The organism is Acidibrevibacterium fodinaquatile (assembly GCF_003352165.1).
In the GTDB taxonomy this organism is placed as follows: Bacteria; Pseudomonadota; Alphaproteobacteria; order Acetobacterales; family Acetobacteraceae; genus Acidibrevibacterium; species Acidibrevibacterium fodinaquatile.
On record NZ_CP029176.1, the window covers coordinates 2,847,596 to 2,869,165 of the forward strand.

Sequence of the window (21,570 nt, forward strand, 5' to 3'; positions counted from 1 at the left end):
AGGCTCGCGAGCAGGCCGGCGCTGGTCGCGACGACATAGACCGCAAGGCACCGCAGATAGCTGAGCCCCGGCGCCGGCGGCAAAAGCGCATAGAGGATCAGGGAGGTCACGGCGACGTCGGCGGCGGCGATCATCACCTGCAAAACCGCCATCCGGCTGTCGGGCAGCGCGATGTCATGGCCGAACAGGCGAAGATGGCCGAGGCTGCGGGCAATCCAGAGATAGCCGAGCACCAGTGCCCAAAGGCCAGCGCCGGCGACGGCGGGAAGATAAGGCGGCAGCTTGTCGCCGAACAAAGGCACCGCGCCGGGCTCGACGAACAGGATCGCACCGCCCAACACCATGCCGCCAAGGCCGAAGGTGAGGCTGCAAAAGGCGATCACCTTGCCGATCTGCACCGGCGTGAGGCCCCAATGGGCATAGAGGCGAAACCGCACCGCCGCCCCGGACACCGCGGCGAAACCAAGATTATGCGAGAGCGCATAGGCGCAGAACGAAGCGAACGCGGTTCGCCAATAGGAAACCCGCGCCCCGGCATAAATGATCGCAAGCCGGTCATAGAATGTCAGCACACCATAAGCGAGCAGGGTAAAGCCAAAGGCGCTCGCCAGCGCGCGCTCGGGGATGGCGTCGAGTGCGGCGATGATGTCCTCGAGCCGGAGCGAGCGGAATTCGCGCTGGACCACGAACACCGCCGCAATCAGCAGGACGAGCCCGAGCAGCGGCGGCACATGGCGCAGCGAAAAAACCGCCCGCCGGACCGGCTTGGCAGAGAGTGCTGGCGCCTCAGGCGGCATCGGCGGGGCGCGCGAGCGCCGCCTCGATCAGCGCGATGGTTTCCGGAATGCCATAGATCGCGACGAAATTGCCGAAACGCGGCCCCTCCGCCTGACCGAGCAGCACCTGATAGAGGGTGCCGAACCAGGCGCGAAGATCGGGAAACGGATGGCGCTTGCCGATGTCGTAAAGCAGGGTCTGGATCGCCGTCTCATCGGCACCTTGCGCGAGATGCGGAAGTTCCGCGGCCAGTTCCGCGAGGGCCGTGCGCTCGAGGTCATCGGGGGCGCGATGGCGCTTCGCCGGGCGGATGAAATCGCGATAATAGATGAGCGCGTGCTCGACGAGGCGGGCGAGCAGCGGATTGCCCTCCGGGGTTGCCGCCGGCGCATAGCGGCGGATGAAGCTCCAGAGAATATCGGCGCGTTCGGCATTGACCACGGCGGCGAGGTTGAGCAGCAGCGTGAACGAGAGCGGCACATCCTCGACGGGGATGGCGCCGCCGCCGATATGCCAGACCGGGTTCGCCATCAGCGCCGCCCCATCCTGGGCGTGGGCGCGCTCGAGATTGCCGAGATATTCATCGACGGCGCGCGGGATCACGTCGAAATAGAGCCGCTTGGCGCGTTGCGGCGCGTTGTACATGAATTGCGCGAGCGACTCGGGCGGCGCGTAACGCAGCCAATCCTCGACGGAGAGCCCGTTGCCCTTCGATTTGCTGATTTTCTGGCCGTTTTCGTCGAGGAACAATTCGTAGGTGTAGGCCTCGGGCGGCATACTGCCGAGGATGCGGCAGATTTTTCCCGAAAGCCGCACGCTGTCGATCAGATCCTTGCCCGACATTTCGTAATCGACGCCGAGCGCATGCCAGCGCATCGCCCAGTCCGCCTTCCATTGCAGTTTGCAATGCCCGCCGGTTACCGGGGTTTCGTAGGATTTGCCGCTCTCGGGATCGCGCCAAGCGACGGTTCCGGCGTCGCGGTCGATGTTCGTGAGGGCGACCTGCATGACGATGCCGGTTTCGGGATGGATCGGCAGAACCGGCGCATAGGTCGCCCGGCGTTCGGGGCCGAGGGTCGGGAGAATGACCGCCATCACCTCGTCATAGACTTCGAGCAGGCGCAGTAAGGCGTCATCGAACCGCCCGGCGGTGTAATAATCGGTCGCCGAGGCAAACTGATAATCGAAGCCAAAGGTGTCGAGAAACCCTTGCAGACGGGCATTGTTATGGGCGCCGAAGCTTTCATGCGTGCCGAACGGATCGGGGATCCGGGTGAGCGGCTTGCCGAGATGGCTCTCCAGCATTGCGCGGTTGGGCACATTGTCCGGCACCTTGCGCAGACCATCCATGTCGTCGCTGAAAGCGATGAGCCGAGACGGCATGCCGGTGAGCACGCCAAACGCATGGCGCACCCAGGAGGTGCGGGCGACCTCGCCGAACGTGCCGATATGGGGAAGGCCGGAAGGGCCGTAGCCGGTCGCAAACAGCGCCCGCTGCGCGCCGGTTTTGGCGAGCCGCGCGGCGAGTTTGGCGGCCTCCTCGAACGGCCACGCCTTGGGCAGGTCAGCGAGCAGCGATTGCGGGGAGGGTGGCGCCATGTTGCGAAATGTGTCCGTCATGAACGCAAGCTAGAAACCACCCCGATCTTGGTCAATGTGCAAGACGCCTTATAATTCGGCAATGTCACAATCATCCCCGCCGCCCCGCGCCTCGTCCCCGCGGCAATCCCCCGCTCTGGTCGCCGTCGAGGGGCGGGCAGCGCTTTTGACCCCGGCGGGCGAGATCATCGCCGGGCCACCTGCCGCCATCACCGGCCCCCTCGCCGCTTTGCCGCCGCCGCTCCTCGTACATGCCCCGGCGGTATGGCGACGGCTCGGCATCCGGCCGCGGCCGGCGCTCGATCTTCTCGAGCTCTTCGCCTTCGTCCATCCGGCGCGGGCGCTGGTGCCGACGCCGCGCGGGCTCGCCGGATTTTTCGATCAGCCGACGCCCGGCGCCGATCCCGCCGAGCAGGTCGGCCAGCTCGCGGGGTTTGCCGCGTCCCTGCTTGCCGACCTCGCCCGCGCCCGCCGGCTGCCGCAAAACCGCGACGCGGCAGCGCTTGCCGCGGGGCTTGGGCGCGCCGGCTGGGGTTGGGCCGAGGCGGTGCTGGCGGCGCTCGACGAGCCGGCGGCGCTGCCGTCGGCGGAGGCGCTCGCGGTCTGGCGGCGTTTGCCGGAATGGCCGGAGACGGCGCCATTGCCGCCGCCTTCGGCGCATCCCGTCGGCGCCGCCGAGGCAAGGCGGCGGCTCGCGGAGATCCTCGGCGCCAAGGCCGAGGCGCGGCCCGGCCAATCCGACTATGCCGCCGCCGCGACCGAAGCCTTCGCCCCGCGCGCCGAACGCGGCGCGCCGCATCTCGTGCTCGCCGAGGCCGGCACCGGCACCGGCAAGACGCTGGGCTATCTCGCCCCGGCCAGTCTCTGGGCGCAGCGCAATCAGGGCCCGGTTTGGATCAGCACCTTTACGCGGCATTTGCAGCGCCAGATCGAGGGCGAACTCGCCCGCCTCTATCCCGATCCGGCGGCGCGGCGGCAGCTTTCGGTGGTGCGCAAAGGGCGGGAGAATTATCTCTGCTTGCTCAATTTCCAGGACGCGGCGCAGGGTATGGGGCTTACCGTCCCGCCGCTCGCGCTCGGGCTCATCGCGCGCTGGGCGCTCGCGACCCAAGACGGCGACATCCAGGGCGGCGATCTTCCCGGCTGGTTCGCCGAACTTTTTGGCCAGGGCGCGATCCTGGCGCTCGCTGACCGGCGCGGCGAATGCATCCACGCCGCCTGCGCGCATTGGCGGCGCTGCTTCGTCGAGCACGCCATCCGCCGCGCCGAGAGCGCTGAACTGGTCATCGCCAATCACGCCTTGGTGATGAATCAGGCGGCGCATTTCTGGAACTGGGGCGAGGGCGCGGAGGAGAGCGCGGTGCCGACCCGCTATGTTTTCGACGAGGGGCACCACCTGTTCGACGCCGCCGATGCCGCTTTCGCCGCCGTGCTGTCGGGGGTGGAGGCCGCGGAATTGCGCCGCTGGCTGCTCGGGGCCGAGGGGTCGCGCTCGCGCGCCCGCGGCCTGCGCGCCCGGGTCGGCGAATTGGTCGCGGGGCTCGCGCCGCTCGAGGCCGCGCTGGAAGCGGCGCTGATCGCAGCGCGGGCCTTGCCGGCACCCGGCTGGGCGGGCCGGCTCGCGGGCGGCGAGGGGCCAGAAAGCGGCGATCTCGCCGGTGATCCGATTGGCCCGGCGAACCCAGCGGAGGCGTTTTTCCACGCCCTCAACCGCCAAATCCTCGCGCGCACGCCCGGCGCCGAACGCCCGCCAGAGAGCGCGGGGATGCCGCGCGAGGTCGATCTCCACCCGCTCGACCCGGCCGTCATCGCCGCCGCCGCGGCGCTGGAGCGGGCGCTTGCGCGGCTCGCGGCCCCGCTGGCGGCGCTGCGCACGCGGCTCCAGGCGCGGCTCGAGGATGCGGCGGAGACGCTCGACAGCGCGACCCGCAACCGCATCGCCGCCGCCTGCCGCACCCTTGGCCGGCGCGCTTTGGAGCGACTTACGGCGTGGCGCGAGATGCTGGCCGCCCTCGCCGAACCGCCGCCCGCGCCCGGCACGCGGCCGCGTTTCATAACCTTCCTGCGCCGCGAGACGCTGCCTGGCGGCGGGATCGAAGTTGGCCTCCACCGCCATTGGCTCGATCCGACCGAACCTTTCGCAGCCACCCTCGCCGCACCGGCGCACGGCGTTCTGATCACGTCGGCGACCCTCCGCGACGAGGGGGCGGGCGATCCCGTTGCCGCTTGGGAAGCCGCCGAGGCGCGGGTCGGGGCGGGGTATCTGCCGCGCCCGGCGGTGCGCGCGGCACTCCCCAGCCCATTCGACTACGCAGCGCAAACCCGGGTCTTTATCGTCGACGACATCGCCGGCGGCGACATCGCCGCCCTCGCCGGCGCCTTTCGCGCCCTGTTTCTCGCCGCGCGCGGCGGCGCGCTCGGGCTTTTCACCGCGATCGGTCGGCTTCGCGCGGTTCATGCCCGGCTTGCCCCGGCGCTCGCCGCGGCTGGCATTCCGCTTTACGCCCAGCATGTCGATGCCATGCACAACGCAACATTGGTCGATATTTTCCGCGCCGAGGAGGAAAGCTGTCTTTTGGGGACCGATGCGATGCGCGATGGCGTCGATGTGCCCGGCCGCGCGTTACGCCTCGTGGTGTTCGAGCGCGTGCCGTGGCCGCGCCCCGATATCCTGCACCGCGAACGGCGGATCCATCTCTCCGGCGGCGCGCCCGGGGCTTATGACGACCGGCTGGCGCGGCTTCGCCTGCGCCAAGCGTTCGGACGGCTGATCCGGAGTGATGGTGATCGCGGGGTGTTCGTGCTGCTCGACCGGCGTCTGCCGACCCGGCTTTACCCGGCGTTTCCCGAGGGGGTTCCGATCCAGCGGACGGGCCTCGCCGCCGCGGTCGCGGCGACGGCGGCGTTTCTCAGCGAGGGCGTCGCCGAGGCGGCGAAAAAATGATCGCCGCCGCTCAGTCGCAGGCGCAGCCCGGCGTCGGGCCGGGATCGTCGCGGATGACGTGATGGTCGATCCATTCCGCGACCAGGCGGCGCGCTTCGCTCAGCGACGCCTCCGGATGATGGATGCGATAGAGCGTGGTGCAGCTGCGGAACGCGTCGGGATCGGGGGTGCCAAAGCTACGCAGCTCGCGATAGGCGGTGACCACGGCGCGTTCGCAGCGCCGGCTGATCGGCCGATCGTGGCCGGAGAAGAGGTTGGCCTGGGCCATGGCTTGGGTCGCCTTCCGAGCAAAGTTGCGAATCATTCGCAAATTACTAGCTTAGATATAGCGTGTCCGGCAGTTGTTTCGCAACCTCCTTACGGCGCCAGCATGCCGGTCGCGGAGCGGCCGAGGGCGCGCGGGTCGCGCGTCGGCCAACGTCCGGCATCGACCTGGGCGAGGAAATCGCCGACGATGCGGTTGAACTGATCGGGATCCTCGAGATTGATGGTGTGGCCGCAATTCGGCATCACCGCGAGTGCGGCGGTCGGGATGGTGCGCTTCATCAGGAGGGCGGGGTTGAGGCAGGGCCAGTCTTCATCGCCGGTCAGGATCAGGGTCGGCACGTCGAGCCGCGCCATCTCGTGCGTCAGATCATAGAGCGAGGGGCGGGCGCGCTGCACGCCGAGCTGGGTATTGGCCGAACCCAGCGCCGAATGCTCGGCGAGCATCGCGCGGAACTGCGCAAATCCGCGCGGATCCTTGTTCGCAAACTGCACGCGGGTCGGCCCGTCGCCATATTTGGCGGCGAAATCGGCCATCGCTTCGCGTTGGAGATAGGCCGCCGTCGCCTCTGCCTCGGCCTGGAACGCCGCCCGCCCCTCCGGCTCGGCGCCATAGCCGCACCCGGCAACCGTGAGCGAGCGCGCGCGCGAGGGATGCGTCAGCCCGAAATGGAGGGTCGCGAAGCCGCCCATCGAGAGGCCGACGATATGCGCCCGCACGATACCGAGATGATCGAGCACGGCGACGATGTCGGCAACCGCGCGGGCTTGGGAATACTGCGTCGGGTCAGCCGGCACGTCCGACGGCGGATAGCCGCGCGCGTTATAGGCGATGGCGTGGTAGCGCTGGCCGAAATGGCGGAGCTGCGGCTCCCAGGCGCGGCAATCGCCAGCGAATTCATGAACGAAGACGATCGGCGTGCCGCGGCCGGTTTCCTCGTAATGCAGGTTGACGCCATCGTCGGTCCGGGCATGCGGCATGGTTTCCTCCTCGCGGCCTCGCTCTTTGCGCCACTCTAGCGCCGGCACCGGAAAATGCCGAGAGATCAGGCGACGATCACCGGAATGCGTTCAGCCGGCGGGGTGTTGCGGCTGCGCCCGGCGCGGACGATGCCATCGATCACCACCATGCCGATGCCGGGGAGATCGCCCAAGCGCACGCTTTCCAGGAGATCCTTTCCCGAACTGTGCTGGGCGCGGTCCATCAGCACGAAATCGGCCGCCCGGCCGACCTCGATCAGGCCGCCATCGAGGGCGCGGAGCCGCGCCGTGTTCCCGGTCGCAAAGCAGAACGCCGTCTCGGCCGGGACTTCGCCGAAGCTCGCAAGAAAAGCGATCAAGCGCAGGATGCCGAGCGGCTGCACGCCGGAGCCGGCCGGGCTGTCGGTGCCGAGAATGACGCGCGCAAGCTGGCCGAGTTCGCGCGCGAAGCGGAGCGCGCTGAGGCCGGCGAGTTCGTTGCCGTTATGGACGATCTCGATGCCGCGCCCGCAGCCCTCGCAGAGACAGCGGATTTGCCGGAGTGGCAAGGCGGTGTGGCCGCCATTAATGTGGCCGATGATGTCGGCATCAGCTTCGAGCACGGTATCGGCATCGATATAGCCCGAGCCCGGCACGCTCGGCCCGCCGGTATGGATGGTGCTCTGGATGCCGTATTTGCGCGCGAACGCCACCATCTCCTTGGCCTCATAGCCGGCTTTGACGGTGCCGAGCCCGACCTCGCCGAGCAGCTTCACGCCGGCGGCGGCGAGTTCGGCGAAATCGCTCTCCACCATGCCACGCTCGAGCACCGGCGCGCCGGCGCGGACCTTGACGCCGAGCGGGCGGAAATTGGTGAAAGCGCGCTCGGCGGTGATCGCCAGCGCCTTGATGCCGACGATGTCGCGCGGGCGGCCGGGGAGATGCACCTCGCCGGCGGAGATCATGGTGGTGACGCCACCATGAAGGCAGCTTTCGATCCAGCCGAGCTGGCTCTGGCGCGGCGTCCAATCCCCGAACACGGGATGGACGTGGCTGTCGATGAGGCCGGGGGCGAGCGCCGTCCCCTGCGCGTCGATCACCACCCGCGCGTCCCCGGTGTCGCAATCCTTCGCGCGCCCGAACGCGGTGATCCGGCCGCCCTCGGCGACGATGGTATCGGCGTCGAGGATGGGGGCTTCGAGCGCGCCCGAGAGCATCAGCCCGATATTGCGAATGACGAGCTTGCCGATTTGGGTTTCCGGTCCGGCGGCGAGTGCCATGAGGGGGATCTCCTTGATCAAGGTCACTATTGAACGACGTTCTCTCGGATTGAAGCAAGCCGTCACATGCGTATCACGGCGCTTGGATGGTTCGCCTCCCTCCGTGCCAATGATGATGAGACATCGTCCTCCCGGAATTTCCGAAGGGGCGTATAAAAAACAGCGCAAGCCCGGCGCGTTGACAGGGCGGCATCGCCGGTTCAGCCTCGCCACAAGGTCGAAAAGCCGTCCGCGTTGGAGGCTGAAATGTGCAGCTTGTGTGCCGCCGGCTCAGCAGGTCAGGATAGGTTCCGACGCGCCCAGGTGCTCCAGCTTTTGTCTTTGGTGGAACATCCTGACGCTCTCCCGTTTGATGCCGCATTGCGTGTTGCCGGAGAACTGCTCGCGGCGACCGGATGGGAGCGATTGCCCTTTCGTTGTGATCCGGTCACACCTTCGAGCCCGCCGCGAGACTCTCTCGCGCAAGGAGAGACATGATGTCCATCGATGCCGTGAAAGCCCCGTTTGCATCGGCGCCACTGCCGGGGCCGACGGATGCGCTGCTCGCCGAACTCGAGGAAATTTATAAAGATCTCCATGCCAATCCCGAATTGTCCATGCAGGAGGAGCGAACCGCTGGCATCGCCGCGGCATGGCTTACGCGGCAGGGTTTCGAGGTTACGGAGAAAATCGGCGGAACCGGTGTCGTCGGGCTGCTTCGCAACGGGGATGGGCCGACGGTTATGCTGCGTGCCGACATGGATGCCTTGCCGATCCAGGAAAGCACTGGCCTCTCCTATGCCAGTCGGGCGCGCGGAACCGACCGCTTTGATCAGCCGACGGCGATTGCGCATTCCTGCGGCCACGATATGCACGTGGCCTGGCTGATGGGCGCGACACGGATTCTTGCCGAAAATCGTAACGCCTGGGGCGGCACGGTGATGGCCGTGTTCCAGCCCGGAGAGGAGACCGCGCAGGGCGCCCGTGCGATGATCGCCGATGGCATGGTCAAGCGATTCCCCAAACCTGACGTAACGCTGGGGCAGCATGTGATGCCGCTGAGCGCGGGAGAGATAGGCTGGCGGACGGGGACGATGCTCTCGGCCGGAGATAGTTGGGAGGTAACCCTGTTCGGGCGTGGCGCACACGGCTCCATGCCCCAGAAAAGCATTGATCCCGTGGTCATGGCGGCGTCAGCCGTCATGCGGCTCCAGACGGTTGTCTCACGCGAGGTGGCGATGACGGACAGCGCCGTCGTCACTGTCGGCACCTTGCGAGCGGGTATGAACGAGAATGTCATACCGGATCACGCCCTGCTGCGGCTCAATGTCCGGACCTTCAAGGATCAGGTACGTGCGCGCGTACTTGCGGCGATCAAGCGGATCCTGGAGGCGGAGGCAGAAGCGTCAGGCGCGCCGAAACCTCCCAGCTTTTCTGTGCTCAGCGAGTATCCTGTCACTCGTAATGACGAGGCGGCGACGCACAGGGTCGTTTCGGCATTGGCGGCGCATTTTGGCACCGAGCGCGTGCACGAAGTACAACCTGCCACCGCCAGCGAGGATTTTGGCTTGTTCGGCGCGGCGTGGGATGTGCCGGCTGTCTTCTGGGTGGTTGGTGGCATCGATCCGGCGCGCTTTGCCGCGGCCGAGAAGGCCGGCAAAGTGGACGAGCTTCCCGCAAATCATGCGCCGGACTTCGCCCCTGTTATTCATCCGACACTGCGCACGGGTGTCGAAGCGATGCTGGCCGCCGCCGGTGCCTGGCTTGTTGCGAAAGCGCCAAGGTCCTGACCGGGATGAGTTCGGCCGCTTTGCTGGTCCGGGTGCTCGATTTGGTGGGCACTTTTGTCTTTGCGATCAGCGGCGCGGCATTAGGCGTCGAACGGGGAATGGATCTCTTTGGCGTGCTTGTGCTTGCCTTCGTAACCGCCGTCGCTGGGGGAATTGCCCGGGATGTTCTCATCGGCGCCGTTCCGCCTGAGTCGATTGCCAATTGGCACAATCTGGCTCTCGCCGTTGTCGCCGGATTGCTGGTCTTTCGCTTCTTCAGGCTATTTTATCGCCTTCAGCAACCGGTTCAGTTTTTTGACGCGGCGGGACTGGGTGTTTTTGCGATTGCCGGAACGCAAAAAGCTTTGGATTATGGCGTTAACTGGCCGATGGCGGCGGTCCTTGGGATGATCAGTGGGATCGGCGGCGGCATGGTGCGCGATGTCTTGACGGCACAGGTGCCGACAGTGTTGCGCGCGGATATCTATGCTGTCGCTGCGCTGGCCGGTGCGTTGGTGGTCGTCGCTGGGAGCGCGATCGGATTGCAGCCTGTCGCCGTAGGTTTGGTGGGTATCGCCTTATGCGTGTTCCTCCGTCTGATGGCGCTCTATCGCGGCTGGAAGTTACCGGTAGCGTCAGCAAAACCGTCGGGATCGGCCGGCAATCTGCCGCCCTAACATGGCATGGTTATCGCATGTTTCCCTGTCGCCCTCGTTCGGGGCGGCGTCTTTCGCACGGGGAAATCTCGTCTCAGAGACGAGCGGCGATGGCGCAATGAGACATGGCGAGGCCGCGTCCGGCATGGTGGTCGATGCCTACGCGCCGCCTTGGCGTGCTTCGTCCAATCGGGCTTGAAGGCGATCTGCGGAACCTTGCGCTGATCGGCCCATTTGGCGGCGAGGAAGTCGCGGCAATCAGCGCCCCCTCGAGCATGGTCTCAAGGAAACCGCGGATCCGTTCCCGCAGGCCCGCCTCGATCGGGTCGAACGCCAAGGCACGAGGCCGATCGGGCGACGGATGAGGTCATCCGGGCACACGCTATCGAGCAGCATGGCGGAGCCGGCTTGGCGCTCTTTGTCGGCTCTGCTAACGTCGTCTGCATCCTGAGGAGAGGTGGCCGAGCGGCTTAAGGCGCACGCTTGGAAAGCGTGTGTGCGTGAAAGCGTACCGTGGGTTCGAATCCCACCCTCTCCGCCACGGCTAATGGATTGATATTACGTTATTTAGGCGCTTTCCCGCAACGCAATGGATACTATCGACATGCAGTCTTCCCCCGGTTTGGCCCAAGCCCACAGCGCTGCGGCCACAGGGCGCGCGGCGCGCCCCAGCGCCGCCGATCTCGCCCCTGGCCGCTTCGTTGACAGCGACCATCCGGCGATCGTCGCTTTCGCGCGCGCCCATGCCGACGAGGAAGACACGCGGTTGCGGGCGGTTGCGCTCTATTATGCCGTGCGCGATGAGATCCGCTATGATCCTTATCGGATCGATCTCAGCGAGGACGGGCTCAAAGCCAGCCGCTCCCTCACCCTCGGCTACGGATTTTGCATCACCAAAGCCGCCCTGCTCGCCGCCGTCGCCCGCGCCGCCGGTATCCCCGCGCGGCTAGGCTTCGCGGACGTGAAAAACCACCTCACCAGCGCTCGGCTGCGCGCCACGATGCAGACCGATGTCTTTGTTTTTCATGGCTATACAGAGATGTTTCTCGACGGGCGCTGGGTGAAGGCAACGCCTGCCTTCAACCGCTCACTCTGCGAGAAGGCCGGCATCCTGCCGCTCGAGTTCGATGGGCAGAAGGATTCCGTGTTCCATCCCTTTGATGCCAGCGGCCGGCGGCACATGGAATATGTCCGCACCCGCGGCAGCTTCAGCGATGTGCCGCGCGCCGAAATCCTCGCCGCCTTCGCCGAGGCTTATCCGGCAAGCGCGATCTGGACTCAGGCGGAGGGGGATTTCGAGACCGAGGCGCGCGGCGGCGACTGACGGCCGGAGACGCGCGGCTCTTATGGCGGGCCCACAATTACGCCGCCAAACCCGGGGCCAGCCGCGTCGCCAGATACCGGCGTGAAAACCCGCGATTAATGATGCCAGTTCGGCTGATCGGGGTCGGGCAGCGGGATCGCGTCCAACAGCCGACGCGTATAGTCATTCTGCGGTGCCGCGAAGATCTCGGCGGTTGGCGCCATTTCCACGATCTCGCCCCGATGCAACACCATCACGTTGTCGCAGAGCCGCCGGATGACGGAGAGATCGTGGCTGATGAAAGCCAATGTCAGCCCCAACTCCTTCACCAAATCCTCGAGCAGGTGGAGCACCTGCGCCTGGCTCGAGACATCGAGGCCGGAGACGATCTCATCGGCGAGGATGAATTCCGGCCGTAGCGCGATGGCACGCGCAATGCCGATACGCTGACGCTGGCCGCCCGAAAGCTCGTGCGGATACCGGCTGCGAAAGCTGCGCGGCAGGCCGACATGATCGAGCGCCTCGTCCACCCGGCGTTCAATCTCGTCGAGGCCATGAAGACGAAGCGGTGCGGCGATGATGCCACTCACGCGGCGGCGCGGATTGAGCGAGGATAGCGGATCCTGGAAAATCATCTGGAACCGGCGCCGCAGCGGCCGCAACGCCTCTTCGTCGAGATGGGTGATGTCGCGCCCATCGAAGACGATGCGCCCGTCGGTGGGCTCCAAAAGCCGGATCAGCGTGCGGGCGAGCGTCGATTTGCCGGAGCCCGAACCGCCGACAATTCCAAGCACGCTGCCGCGCCGGATCTCGAACGCGAGGCCGCGGAGAATCTCAATCCGGGGCGCGGGCCGAAACAAAGGTTTCGCGGTCAGATCGGGCAAGGAAAGATGAAGGTTTTCGACCTCAAGCAGCGCCCGCTCAGACATGGCGCCACGCCTGGTCGGCCGCCGCTATCTCGGCCTGCACAGCGGCCAGCACCGCAGGTTTCACCGGCATCAAGCTTCGCTCCGGATCGGTATATTTTGGCGTTGCCGCCAGCAGCGCCGCGGAATAAGCGTGCTGCGGCGCGCGGAAGAAATCTGCGACGGGCGCGTCCTCGAGTATTTTGCCGGCATACAGCACGGATAGATTCTGGCAGATTTTCGAGACCACACCGAGATCGTGGGTGACGAATAAAAGCGCCGTGCCGTGACGGGCTTGCATGCCGGCGATGATTTTCAGGATCTGCTTTTGCACCGTGACATCCAGCGCCGTCGTCGGTTCGTCGGCGATGATGAGGCCGGGCTCGGCCGCGAACGCCGAGGCGATCAGGATACGCTGACGCATACCACCCGAGAGTTCATGAGGATAGTTGCGCATCACCCGGGCGGGTTCGGGGATATGCACCTCGGCCAGCAGTTCGAGCGCGCGCGCCTCGGCCCGCGCGCGCGTCCAGCCGAGGATGTCAACCAGCCGGTCAGTGATCTGCGGCCCGATCCGATGCGAGGGGTTGAGCGCGGTCAGCGGATCCTGTGGGATCAACGCTGTCGTCTGGCCGATCCAATGGCGGCGTCGCGCGGCGGGCAGTGACAGAAGATCGACGCCTGCGAGAAGGATGCGCCCCTCGACTATTTCGGCTGCGCGCGGCAGAATGCCGAGAACAGCCTTGCCGATCATGCTTTTGCCAGCCCCGCTTTCGCCGACAAGGCCCCTCACCTCGCCCCTCTCCACCCGCAGCGAGACCGAACGCAAAAGCCGCGGGCCGTTTTTTAGGGCGACACTGAGATTGTCGATTTCGAGAAACGCGCTCACCGCAGCACCGGATCGAAGCGATCTTTGAGGCCCTCGCCGAGCTGGCTGAAGCCGAGAACGGTGAAGAACAAGGTGATCAGCGGGAACACCAGCACCCACCACGCCTGATAAATCGTCGTGCGCCCCTCGGCGATCATGCCGCCCCAGCTCGGCGCATCCGTCGAAATAGAGAGGTTCACAAACGACAAAATCGCTTCGACAATGATGGCAATGCCCATTTCCAGTGACAGCAGGGCGACGATCGTCGGCAGGACGTTGGGCAGGATTTCCATGATCAGCGTGTGGCTGCGGGAAAATCCCGCGACATGCGCCGCCGCGACATAGTCCATCGCGCCCTGGTTCATCGTCTCGGCCCGGATCACCCGGGCAAAGCGGGTCCAATCGATCACCACAATCGCAATGATGATCGCGCGCAGCCCGGGGCCGAGCACGGCAACCAGCAGGATCGCGAACAAGACTGGCGGAAACGCCATCCAGATATCGATGAGACGCGAGATGACGCGGTCGCCCCAGCCCCGATAAAAACCGGCGACAAGCCCGAGAAAAGAGCCGACGATGGCGGTGAGTGTGCCGGCGACGAATGCCACCTGCAGAGCGATCCGGCCACCCCAGATGATCCGGCTGAGCACGTCGCGGCCAAGGCTGTCGGTGCCGAGCCAGAAGCCGGGTTCGGCACCGTGCCCCCAGAAAGGCGGCAATTGCCGGGATATCAGATCCTGCGCCAGCGGATCCTGCGGCGCGACCAGCGGCGCGAAGACCGACAGGATCAGCACCACCACGAGCCACCCACCCGATAGCCAGAGCCGCGCTCCGGCCCGCCGCTTGGCCGCGCCACGCCCATCAAACATGGCGCAGCCTCGGGTTGAGCGCGGCGTAGGTAAGATCGACGACGAGATTGATCACGGTGAAAATCACCGCAAAGCAGATCACAATCCCCTGGATCAGCGGCAAATCACGGTTGATCACCGCATCGATCGCCATGTTGCCAAGCCCCTCATAGGAAAACAACCGCTCGACGATCACCGTGCCGCCGATCAGGAAGGTGAACTGGACCCCGGTCAGCGTCAGGGTCGGCAAGAGCGCGTTGCGCAAAGCTTCGCGCAGGATGACACGGGTTTCGCCGTAGCCCTTGGTGCGGGCGAGCGTGACATAGTCGAGTTCCATCGTTTCTTTGAGGGATTGCTTGAGCACTAGCCCGATGATCGCCGCCAGCGGCAAAGCGAGGGAAAGCGCTGGCATAACCATATGGGCGAGCAGATTGGCGGTGATGTCCAAACGCAGCCGCGCAAGACTCTCGATCAAATAGAACCGTGTGTCGAAGTTCAAATCGAGATCGGGCGAAATCCGACCCGAGATGCTAAACACCGGGATCAGCACGCCGAAAACGATGATGAGCAGGAGTCCCCAAAGGAAATCCGGGATCGACAGCGCAGCACCGCTGATGACGTCGATGACCGTTTCGACCCGGGTGTCGCGATAGCGGGCGGCGATCAGCGCAGCCCCCCCGCCGATCAGGACGGCGATGACGAGCGCCATGCTGGCCAGTTCGAGTGTAGCGGGCAGACTGCTGAGCACGAGCCCGAGCACCGGCTGGCGAAGTGAGATCGAGGTGCCGAAATCGCCATGCAGAACAGCAAGAAGCCAGATCACGAATTGCTGCGGGATCGATTTGTCCAACCCATACATCGCCTCGAGATGCGCAATATCGGCGCCTGTCGCGCCTGGCGGCAGCATCATGGCGATCGGGTTGCCAGGCACGACGCGGACGACGATGAAGACGATCACCGCAACGCCAAACAATGTGACGGCGGTCGTCGCGAGGCGCACGAGAAAGCGAGTGAGAATCGCCAACGGTATGATCCGAATGATGCGAGGCAATCCGTGGGATGGCCCCGCCATGTCGTAGCCGGCTCAGCTACGGGTCATCAGCGCCGGCAACAGCGCCCCAGAGCCGTGCGGCACGACGTTCACCCGCTTGTCAGCAACGATCGGCTGCACATATTGCAGGATCGGCAGAACGTCGCACTGCTCGGCGATGTAGCGGTCCACCGCCTTCCAGCCGGCGATCCGCTTCGCCTCGTCCTTCTCCGACCACAGCGGCCCAATCCGCGCATCCACATCCTCCGTCTTCCAAGACGAATGCGGCGAAGGTCCAAACATCGCGAAACCAACCGAGGTGGTCGGATCACCAATGGCATTGCCCCAGTCATAAAAGGCCGCTGGCGCGAGTTTGTGGGCGGCGCGCAGTTCGTAATGCTTGGCAATCTCGTAAACCTCGATCTCGGCCTCGATCCCGACTTTGCGCCACATGCCAACGATCGCCTGGACCATCTCATAGTCCTTCGGCTTGTAGCCCTTCGTTGTTTCGATCTTGAATTTGAAGGGATTTTTCGTCGAATAGCCCGAGGCCGCGAGCTTCTCGATCGCAAGCTTCGGATCAAACGGCACCTTGATCGAAGGATCATATGCCGCATAGCCTGGCGCTTCGAGCGTGTCGATCGGCACGCCATAGCCCGACAACAGGCGATCGATGATCAGCTTCTTGTCCACCGCATGGCAGACCGCCTGGCGGACGTTCTCATCTTTCATCACGCTGTCGTTGTTGAGGAAGATCATGCCGATATCGGTGATCGGGTGGGCATAGCCGTGCAGGTTCGGTTTGCCTTTCAGCCGGTCATATTCCTCGAAGGGGATTTCCAGCGTGACATGGGCATTGCCGGATTCGATCTGAGCCACGCGGCTCGCCGAATCCGGAACAAACTTGATCGTGACGGCCTCGAATTGTGGCTCGCCGCCCCAGTAATGCGGATTAGCCTTAAGCCGGACATAGGAATTACGTTCAAAATGTTCGACCATATAAGGGCCGGTGCCAATCGGCTTGGCTTCGAAGCCCGCAGCGCCGACTTTTTCGTAATAGGCTTTCGGCATGACATAACCGGTCAGGAACGACATCCATTTGAAGATCGTCGGGTCGAACTGAATCACGTCGGCGGTGATCTGGTTGCCGTCAATTTTGAAATTCCCGATATTCTTCCAGGTGAATTGGATCGGATTGCCGGTTTTCGGGTCGGCCGCGCGCTCGAGGGACCAGACCACGTCCTCCGGGCCGAACGGCGAGCCGTCATGCCAGACGACACCGCTCCGCACCGTCATATGGATTTTCGTCTTGTCGGCGTTCCAGCCCCATTCCGTCAGCAATCCCGGCGCGAAGCTCAGGTCCGGCTTCTGGAGAATGAACTGATCGAAGACCGACTGGTAGATGGCCTGAATCGTCGGGTTGACCGCGGATGGGCCAACCGTCGGATCCCAGCTTGGCAGATTGACATTGTAGGCGATCACCAATTCCGTGATCGGCGCGGCAAATGCCGGCATGCCAACCGATCCGAGGGCTAGCGTGGCCCCTGAAAGCTTAAGCAAGGATCTGCGGGAAGGGTACGGCATTGGCATGTTCTCCGCTGGGTTGAGGTTTTTTTGCAATCTTACGTCAGTTTCCGGCGAGGCGTCGGGCGAGCAGGAAGCCCGCCCCGGCACCGACCCCGGCACCGGGCCAAACGCCCGCGCCGGTGAGGTGAAGATTTTGGATCGGCGTCGAACCGTCGGCATGGCCACGCACCGGCCGGAACAAGAAGTTCTGTGATAAATGATGGCTGCCGCAGATCTGATCGCCGCCGACGAGATTGGGGTTGTCCGCCTGCAAGTCGAGCGGACTTGCGACATAGCGGGCGATGATCTTCGCGCGCACCCCGGGTGCGTAGCGTTCCACGATATCGAGCGCGCGCTCCGCCATCGCCACCTTCGCCTCGCGCCAATCGGTCGCGGTGATCGTCCCGGCGGCGTCGCCGCGGATCTCGGCCGGGACCATCCGCACCTGCATCCAGAGAATGTGCTTGCCCTCGGGCGCGCGGCTCGGGTCGATCGCGGTGGGCTGGCCCACCACGACGATCGGCTCGTCCGGCAATAGACCGGCGCTGGCCTGCTGGTAGGTGCGCGCCATCTGGTCAAGCGACGGTGCGAGATGGACATAGGCGAATTCGCGCAATTCGGCGTCGGCCCGCCAATCGGGGAGATCTTCCATCGCGAGATGGATCATCAACGTGCCGGGCGCATGCGCGAACCGGGCGAGCCCGGTGTCAACCCGCGCATCACCAGTGCTGCCGCCGAGAAGCCGCGCCAGCGCATCGGGCGCGACATTGGCGATCACCGCCTTGCTCGCCGAGAGGTGCCGCCCATCCGCGAGCCGCACCCCGCTCGCGCGCCCCCCCGCATGCAGGATCTCGGTGACTTCGGCTTTGCACTCGATGGTGCCAGCGCGCGCCTCGATCATTCGGAGGAGAGGATGGATCATGGCGTCCGCCCCGCCTTTGCCGAGCACCATCCCGAAGGCTTGATTGGCCATGCCCTCGAGATAAGGAAACAGCGCGCCGCCCGCGATATCAGGAGCAAAATCGAGATGCATGCCCCAGGCGGCAAGCGTTGCGCGCAGTTCCTCGGACGCGAAAGTCTCGGCAAGCCAGCCCCTCGGCGAGGACAACAGAAATCGGATGATGTCGAGGCCTCCGGAAAATCCTCTGTGCCGCCAAGTGTGAAATGCAAGCTTGGCAACCGCGGGGAGCGTCATCGGGCTGCCGAGCAAGGCGAAGAGATCATCCGCCATGGCCGGAAATCCGCGTGACAGCTCATCCCAACGGGCCGCATCCGCTGGGTTCAGCGCCGCGATACGGCGCTTCGTCGCTTCGACATCGGTGCCGACGCCCATCCACTTGCCGCCCGGAAAAACCGAGGCGAAGCATTTCTGCGCCGGCGCGAAAGCGAGCCCGAGGCGCCGTAACTCTTCGCCATATGTCTTGAAAAAAGGCGATCCGGCAAACAACGACAGATTCATCGCGCCCCAATCGTGGCGAAACCCCGGCGCCGTCAAGGCCAAGGTCTTGACCGCGCCGCCAGGATCGGCGGCCCGCTCGAACACGCCGACGCGCCAACCCTTGGCAGCGAGATGCGCGGCGCAAGCCAGACTATTATGGCCAGCGCCGATCAGGATCGCGTCGTAGGAAGATGCCATCGCTGTCCCTGTTGCCTCGCAGGTATATTTGCAAACACAAATAATCCTGTCTAGCATCATTCTGTGAGAAATCGCGCCGCATCGCGCACGGGATGGTCGTGGGGCGCTCCCGCGGGCATGCCATGGCGGCGGCGCAAAGCACAAGGGAGAACAGAATGACAGAAGCCGCGACATTGCGTGATCTCGCCGCCATGCTCGCTTCCGGCAAGATCGAGGTCGTCGATCTTTCGGGCACACTCGGGCCAGACACACCGCTTTTGAAGCTGCCGCCGGCGCTGGCCAAGGACACGCCGAAGATCGAGATTCACAAAATCTCTGAATATGACAGCGACGGCCCGTTTTGGGCGTGGAATTGGCTAAAGCTCGGCGAACATTCCGGCACCCATTTCGACGCGCCACACCACTGGATTACCGGCAAGGACTATCCCGACGGCTATACCGATACGATCCCTGTGAAAAATTTCATTGCCCCGGTCAATGTCATCGACTGCTCCGCCGAATCCGAGAAGAACCACGACTTCCTGCTGACCGCGGACGGCGTGAAGGCCTGGGAGGCGAAACACGGGGAGATCAAAGCCGGTGAATGGGTCGTCATGCGCACCGATTGGGACAAGCGGGCTCACTCGGAAGCGCTCTACCTGAACGCCGATGCCAACGGGCCGCATTCGCCGGGACCGACGCCTGACTGCATCGAGTATATTTTGGCGAAGGGCGTGATCGGCTGGGGCACGCAATGCATCGGCACCGATGCCGGCCAAGCCGGCGGGATGAACCCGCCCTTCCCGGCGCATAATCTTCTGCACAAGGCAAACCGCTACGGCCTTGCCAGCCTCGCCAATCTCGACAAACTGCCGGCCAAGGGCGCCATCCTGATCGCAGCGCCGCTGAAACTGGTGCAGGGCACCGGCAGCCCGATCCGCGCGCTGGCGCTGGTGGCGCGATAAGGCGATGCCGGACAGGGCGGCGCCGGCGTGGGATCACGTCATCATCGGCAGCGGCATCAACGCGCTCGTCGCGGCGGCGCGGCTGACCGGCAAGGGGGCCAGGGTTCTCATCCTCGAACGCGAGGACGAGGTGGGCGGCTGCATGAAAACGGCCGAAATCACCCTGCCCGGCTTCCATCATGACGTGATGGCCGCGACCTTCGTGCTGTTCCTGACGTCTCCAGCCCATGCCGCCCTGGGCCCGGCGCTGGCGCGACATGGGCTGACATTTTGCCACACGCCGCATCCGACCGCGGTTTTGCGCCCCGATGGGCGCGCCTTGGTGTTGACGATGGAGCGGGCGGCCAATGTCGCGGCGTTCGCGGCCCTCTCGCCCGGCGATGGCGCAGCCCACGCAGCGGACGTGGGCGAGATCGAGGCCGAAGCGCCGTTGCTGTTCGCGTTACTGGGCGGCGCGCTCTGGGATTGGCGGACGCTCGGGCTCCTTGCGCGCGAGGCCTGGCGGCGCGGTCCGCGGGGTTTGGCGGCGTGGATGGGCCGCGCGTTGATCCCGGCCCGCGCCTGGCTGGAAGCAACCTATGGCTCGGATATGGTGCGGGCGCTGTGGGCACCGTGGGTGCTGCACACCGGCCTCACCCCGGACGCGGCCTATTCCGGCCAGATGGGCAAGGTCATCGCCTTCGCCCTCGAAGCCGCCGGGGCGCCCATCGCCAAGGGAGGTGCCGGCGCGGTGGCGCGGGCCTTCCGTTCGTTGATCGAGGCGCAAGGCGGCGTGATCCGCACCGGCACCGATGTCGAGAGGATTCTCGTCTCGAACCGGCGGGTGGCGGGCGTCGCCACGACCTCGGGCGAGGTGATCACAGCGCCGTCCGTCATCGCCTCGGTCGCGCCAAGCCAGCTCTATACCCGCCTGCTCGGTGGGACCGATCTGCCCGAAGAGCGCGCCGCCGCACGGCGTTTCCGCCACGGTCGCGGCAATTTCCAGCTCCATTTTGCTCTCTCGCGGCCACCGGAATGGCGGACGCCGGGCCTCGATCAGGTTGCCCTGATCCACCTCTCGGACGGGATCGACGCGGTTTCCCAATCCGCCAACGAGGCCGAACGCGGGCTGCTGCCGGCAATGCCCACCGTCTGCGTCGGCCAGCCGCACCGGCTCGATCCCTCCCGCTGTCCAGACGGCCAGGCGATCCTCTGGCTGCAAATTCCCGATGCCCCCCGCGTCATCAAGGGCGACGCCGCCGGCGCCATCCCGACCACATCGGCGTGGACCGAGGCCACCCGCGAAGCCTTCGCCGATCGGATCGAGGCGATCCTTGCCCGCCACATCGCCAACTTCCCAGCGATCCGATTGGCCCGCCGCGCCTTCTCGCCGGCGGATCTCGAAGCCATGAACATCAACCTCGTTGGTGGCGATCCCTATGGCGGGGCCTGCGCGATCGACCAGTTTTTCCTCTGGCGCCCCTTCGCGCACACGGTAAATGCCGAGACGCCGATCCGCGGCCTGCACCATATCGGCGCCTCGACCCATCCCGGGCCGGGACTTGGCGGCGGCTCGGGCTATTTGGTGGCGAAAAGGCTCGGCGCATGACCGGCGAGGTCGAATCGACCGCGGTCGCGCCGCCTTCCGCCGGGGTTGCGCGCCTCGGCGACATCGGCTTGCAGAATTTCGCACCCTATCTCATGAACCGCATTATGGGCCGCTACAATGCCAGCCTGCGCGAGGAGATGGCGGCGCTCGGCCTGACGACGGCGAAAATGCGCACATTGGCGGTGCTTTCGGTGATCGATGGGCTTCAAATCAGCCGGCTCGCGGTCTATGCGGTCATCGAGACCTCGACCCTGAGCCGCGCCTTGGATGCGCTGGAATCGGAAGGGCTGGTGCGCCGCGAAGCCGACGCGAGCGACAGCCGCGCGAGCCGCGTTGCGATCACCCGGGCTGGCCGCGCCGCCTTCGACCGGCTCTGGCCGGCAATGGCGCAGAGTTATGCCCGCATGTTCTCCGGCATTCCCGAGAGCGAACGCCAGGCGTTCGTCGCCACGCTGCAAAAAATTCTTGCCAATATCCGCAAGCACGATTTCTGAGGAGACGACATCATGCCCGACCATCGCTCCAACGCCCTGCGGGGTCTCAGCGCACGCGGCGCAGCGATCGTCGCCGGCCCGATCCCGAGCGGCGACGATCCCGCCGGCGGGCCATCTCGTCGTGATTTTCGCGCGCACCATAAAAGCTGACACCCACGCT

The 21,570-nt window shown here is 65.3% G+C and carries 18 protein-coding genes, 1 tRNA gene and 1 pseudogene; 9 read left to right on the top strand and 11 right to left on the bottom strand.

Annotation, left to right across the window (positions count from 1 at the left end; genetic code table 11):
• Nucleotides 1–786: 786 nt before the first annotated feature.
• Entirely contained in the window at nt 787–2,397 is a 1,611-nt protein-coding gene (locus tag DEF76_RS13535; protein WP_240319008.1) for a lysine--tRNA ligase, read from the bottom strand.
• Between the two features lie 61 nt (nt 2,398–2,458).
• Here DEF76_RS13535 and DEF76_RS13540 point away from each other — a divergent pair, with 61 nt between their 5' ends.
• Nucleotides 2,459–5,320, top strand: coding sequence for an ATP-dependent DNA helicase (locus tag DEF76_RS13540; protein ID WP_114912787.1), 2,862 nt, complete (start codon nt 2,459–2,461; stop codon nt 5,318–5,320).
• 10 nt (nt 5,321–5,330) lie between these two features.
• On the opposite strand, the gene DEF76_RS13545 is transcribed toward DEF76_RS13540, so the two are convergent.
• From DEF76_RS13545 to DEF76_RS13555, 3 genes are all read right to left on the bottom strand, one after another.
• Nucleotides 5,331–5,588, bottom strand: coding sequence for a hypothetical protein (locus DEF76_RS13545; protein ID WP_114913888.1), 258 nt, complete (start codon nt 5,586–5,588; stop codon nt 5,331–5,333).
• A gap of 89 nt (nt 5,589–5,677) precedes the next feature.
• Nucleotides 5,678–6,565 carry an alpha/beta fold hydrolase gene (locus tag DEF76_RS13550; RefSeq protein ID WP_114913889.1) on the bottom strand — a complete coding sequence of 296 codons (888 nt, stop codon included), beginning with the start codon at nt 6,563–6,565 and terminating at the stop codon, nt 5,678–5,680.
• Between the two features lie 65 nt (nt 6,566–6,630).
• Nucleotides 6,631–7,824 carry an amidohydrolase family protein gene (locus DEF76_RS13555; protein ID WP_114913890.1) on the bottom strand — a complete coding sequence of 398 codons (1,194 nt, stop codon included), beginning with the start codon at nt 7,822–7,824 and terminating at the stop codon, nt 6,631–6,633.
• 476 nt (nt 7,825–8,300) lie between these two features.
• On the opposite strand from DEF76_RS13555, the gene DEF76_RS13560 reads away from it, so the two are divergent.
• A complete protein-coding gene (locus DEF76_RS13560) occupies nt 8,301–9,593 on the top strand; it encodes an amidohydrolase (protein ID WP_114913891.1) in 1,293 nt (430 codons plus the stop codon).
• A 5-nt stretch (nt 9,594–9,598) separates the two neighbouring features.
• On the top strand, nt 9,599–10,249 hold the full coding sequence (locus DEF76_RS13565) for a trimeric intracellular cation channel family protein (RefSeq protein ID WP_114912788.1): 651 nt from the start codon (nt 9,599–9,601) through the stop codon (nt 10,247–10,249).
• On the opposite strand, the pseudogene DEF76_RS20460 reads toward DEF76_RS13565, so the two are convergent.
• Nucleotides 10,246–10,455: pseudogene (locus tag DEF76_RS20460) on the bottom strand (hypothetical protein); the annotation flags it as partial. The gene DEF76_RS13565 and the pseudogene DEF76_RS20460 overlap by 4 nt on opposite strands.
• A 224-nt stretch (nt 10,456–10,679) precedes the next feature.
• On the opposite strand from DEF76_RS20460, the gene DEF76_RS13575 reads away from it, so the two are divergent.
• A tRNA-Ser gene (locus DEF76_RS13575) sits at nt 10,680–10,769 on the top strand.
• Nucleotides 10,770–10,832: 63 nt separating this feature from the next.
• Nucleotides 10,833–11,552 carry a transglutaminase-like domain-containing protein gene (locus DEF76_RS13580; protein WP_114913892.1) on the top strand — a complete coding sequence of 240 codons (720 nt, stop codon included), beginning with the start codon at nt 10,833–10,835 and terminating at the stop codon, nt 11,550–11,552.
• 95 nt (nt 11,553–11,647) lie between these two features.
• On the opposite strand, the gene DEF76_RS13585 is transcribed toward DEF76_RS13580, so the two are convergent.
• From DEF76_RS13585 to DEF76_RS13610, 6 genes are read right to left on the bottom strand one after another with little or no spacing between them, the layout of a single operon-like run.
• The gene (locus tag DEF76_RS13585; protein WP_114912789.1) at nt 11,648–12,460 is read right to left on the bottom strand and encodes an ATP-binding cassette domain-containing protein; all 813 of its coding nucleotides are present in this window, start codon (nt 12,458–12,460) and stop codon (nt 11,648–11,650) included.
• Nucleotides 12,453–13,325, bottom strand: a complete 873-nt coding sequence (locus tag DEF76_RS13590) for an ABC transporter ATP-binding protein (protein WP_114912790.1) — start codon at nt 13,323–13,325, stop codon at nt 12,453–12,455. Before DEF76_RS13590 ends, DEF76_RS13585 begins: the two co-directional genes overlap by 8 nt.
• Nucleotides 13,322–14,173 carry an ABC transporter permease gene (locus tag DEF76_RS13595; RefSeq protein ID WP_114912791.1) on the bottom strand — a complete coding sequence of 284 codons (852 nt, stop codon included), beginning with the start codon at nt 14,171–14,173 and terminating at the stop codon, nt 13,322–13,324. The genes DEF76_RS13590 and DEF76_RS13595 overlap by 4 nt, the downstream gene beginning before the upstream one ends.
• Entirely contained in the window at nt 14,166–15,176 is a 1,011-nt protein-coding gene (locus tag DEF76_RS13600; protein ID WP_205216003.1) for an ABC transporter permease, read from the bottom strand. Before DEF76_RS13600 ends, DEF76_RS13595 begins: the two co-directional genes overlap by 8 nt.
• Nucleotides 15,177–15,236: 60 nt before the next feature.
• On the bottom strand, nt 15,237–16,856 hold the full coding sequence (locus DEF76_RS13605) for an ABC transporter substrate-binding protein (RefSeq protein WP_205216004.1): 1,620 nt from the start codon (nt 16,854–16,856) through the stop codon (nt 15,237–15,239).
• Nucleotides 16,810–18,384: a phytoene desaturase family protein gene (locus DEF76_RS13610; RefSeq protein WP_114912794.1), complete on the bottom strand. Its 1,575-nt coding sequence runs from the start codon at nt 18,382–18,384 to the stop codon at nt 16,810–16,812. Before DEF76_RS13610 ends, DEF76_RS13605 begins: the two co-directional genes overlap by 47 nt.
• A gap of 122 nt (nt 18,385–18,506) precedes the next feature.
• Here DEF76_RS13610 and DEF76_RS13615 point away from each other — a divergent pair, with 122 nt between their 5' ends.
• The 4 genes from DEF76_RS13615 to DEF76_RS19470 are packed head-to-tail and all read left to right on the top strand — an operon-like array spanning nt 18,507 to nt 21,560.
• On the top strand, nt 18,507–19,328 hold the full coding sequence (locus tag DEF76_RS13615) for a cyclase family protein (protein WP_205216005.1): 822 nt from the start codon (nt 18,507–18,509) through the stop codon (nt 19,326–19,328).
• Between the two features lie 4 nt (nt 19,329–19,332).
• A complete protein-coding gene (locus tag DEF76_RS13620; RefSeq protein ID WP_114912796.1) occupies nt 19,333–20,916 on the top strand; it encodes a phytoene desaturase family protein in 1,584 nt (527 codons plus the stop codon).
• Entirely contained in the window at nt 20,913–21,410 is a 498-nt protein-coding gene (locus DEF76_RS13625; protein ID WP_114912797.1) for a MarR family winged helix-turn-helix transcriptional regulator, read from the top strand. Before DEF76_RS13620 ends, DEF76_RS13625 begins: the two co-directional genes overlap by 4 nt.
• 12 nt (nt 21,411–21,422) lie before the next feature.
• Nucleotides 21,423–21,560: a hypothetical protein gene (locus DEF76_RS19470; RefSeq protein ID WP_162800663.1), complete on the top strand. Its 138-nt coding sequence runs from the start codon at nt 21,423–21,425 to the stop codon at nt 21,558–21,560.
• Nucleotides 21,561–21,570: the final 10 nt, after the last annotated feature.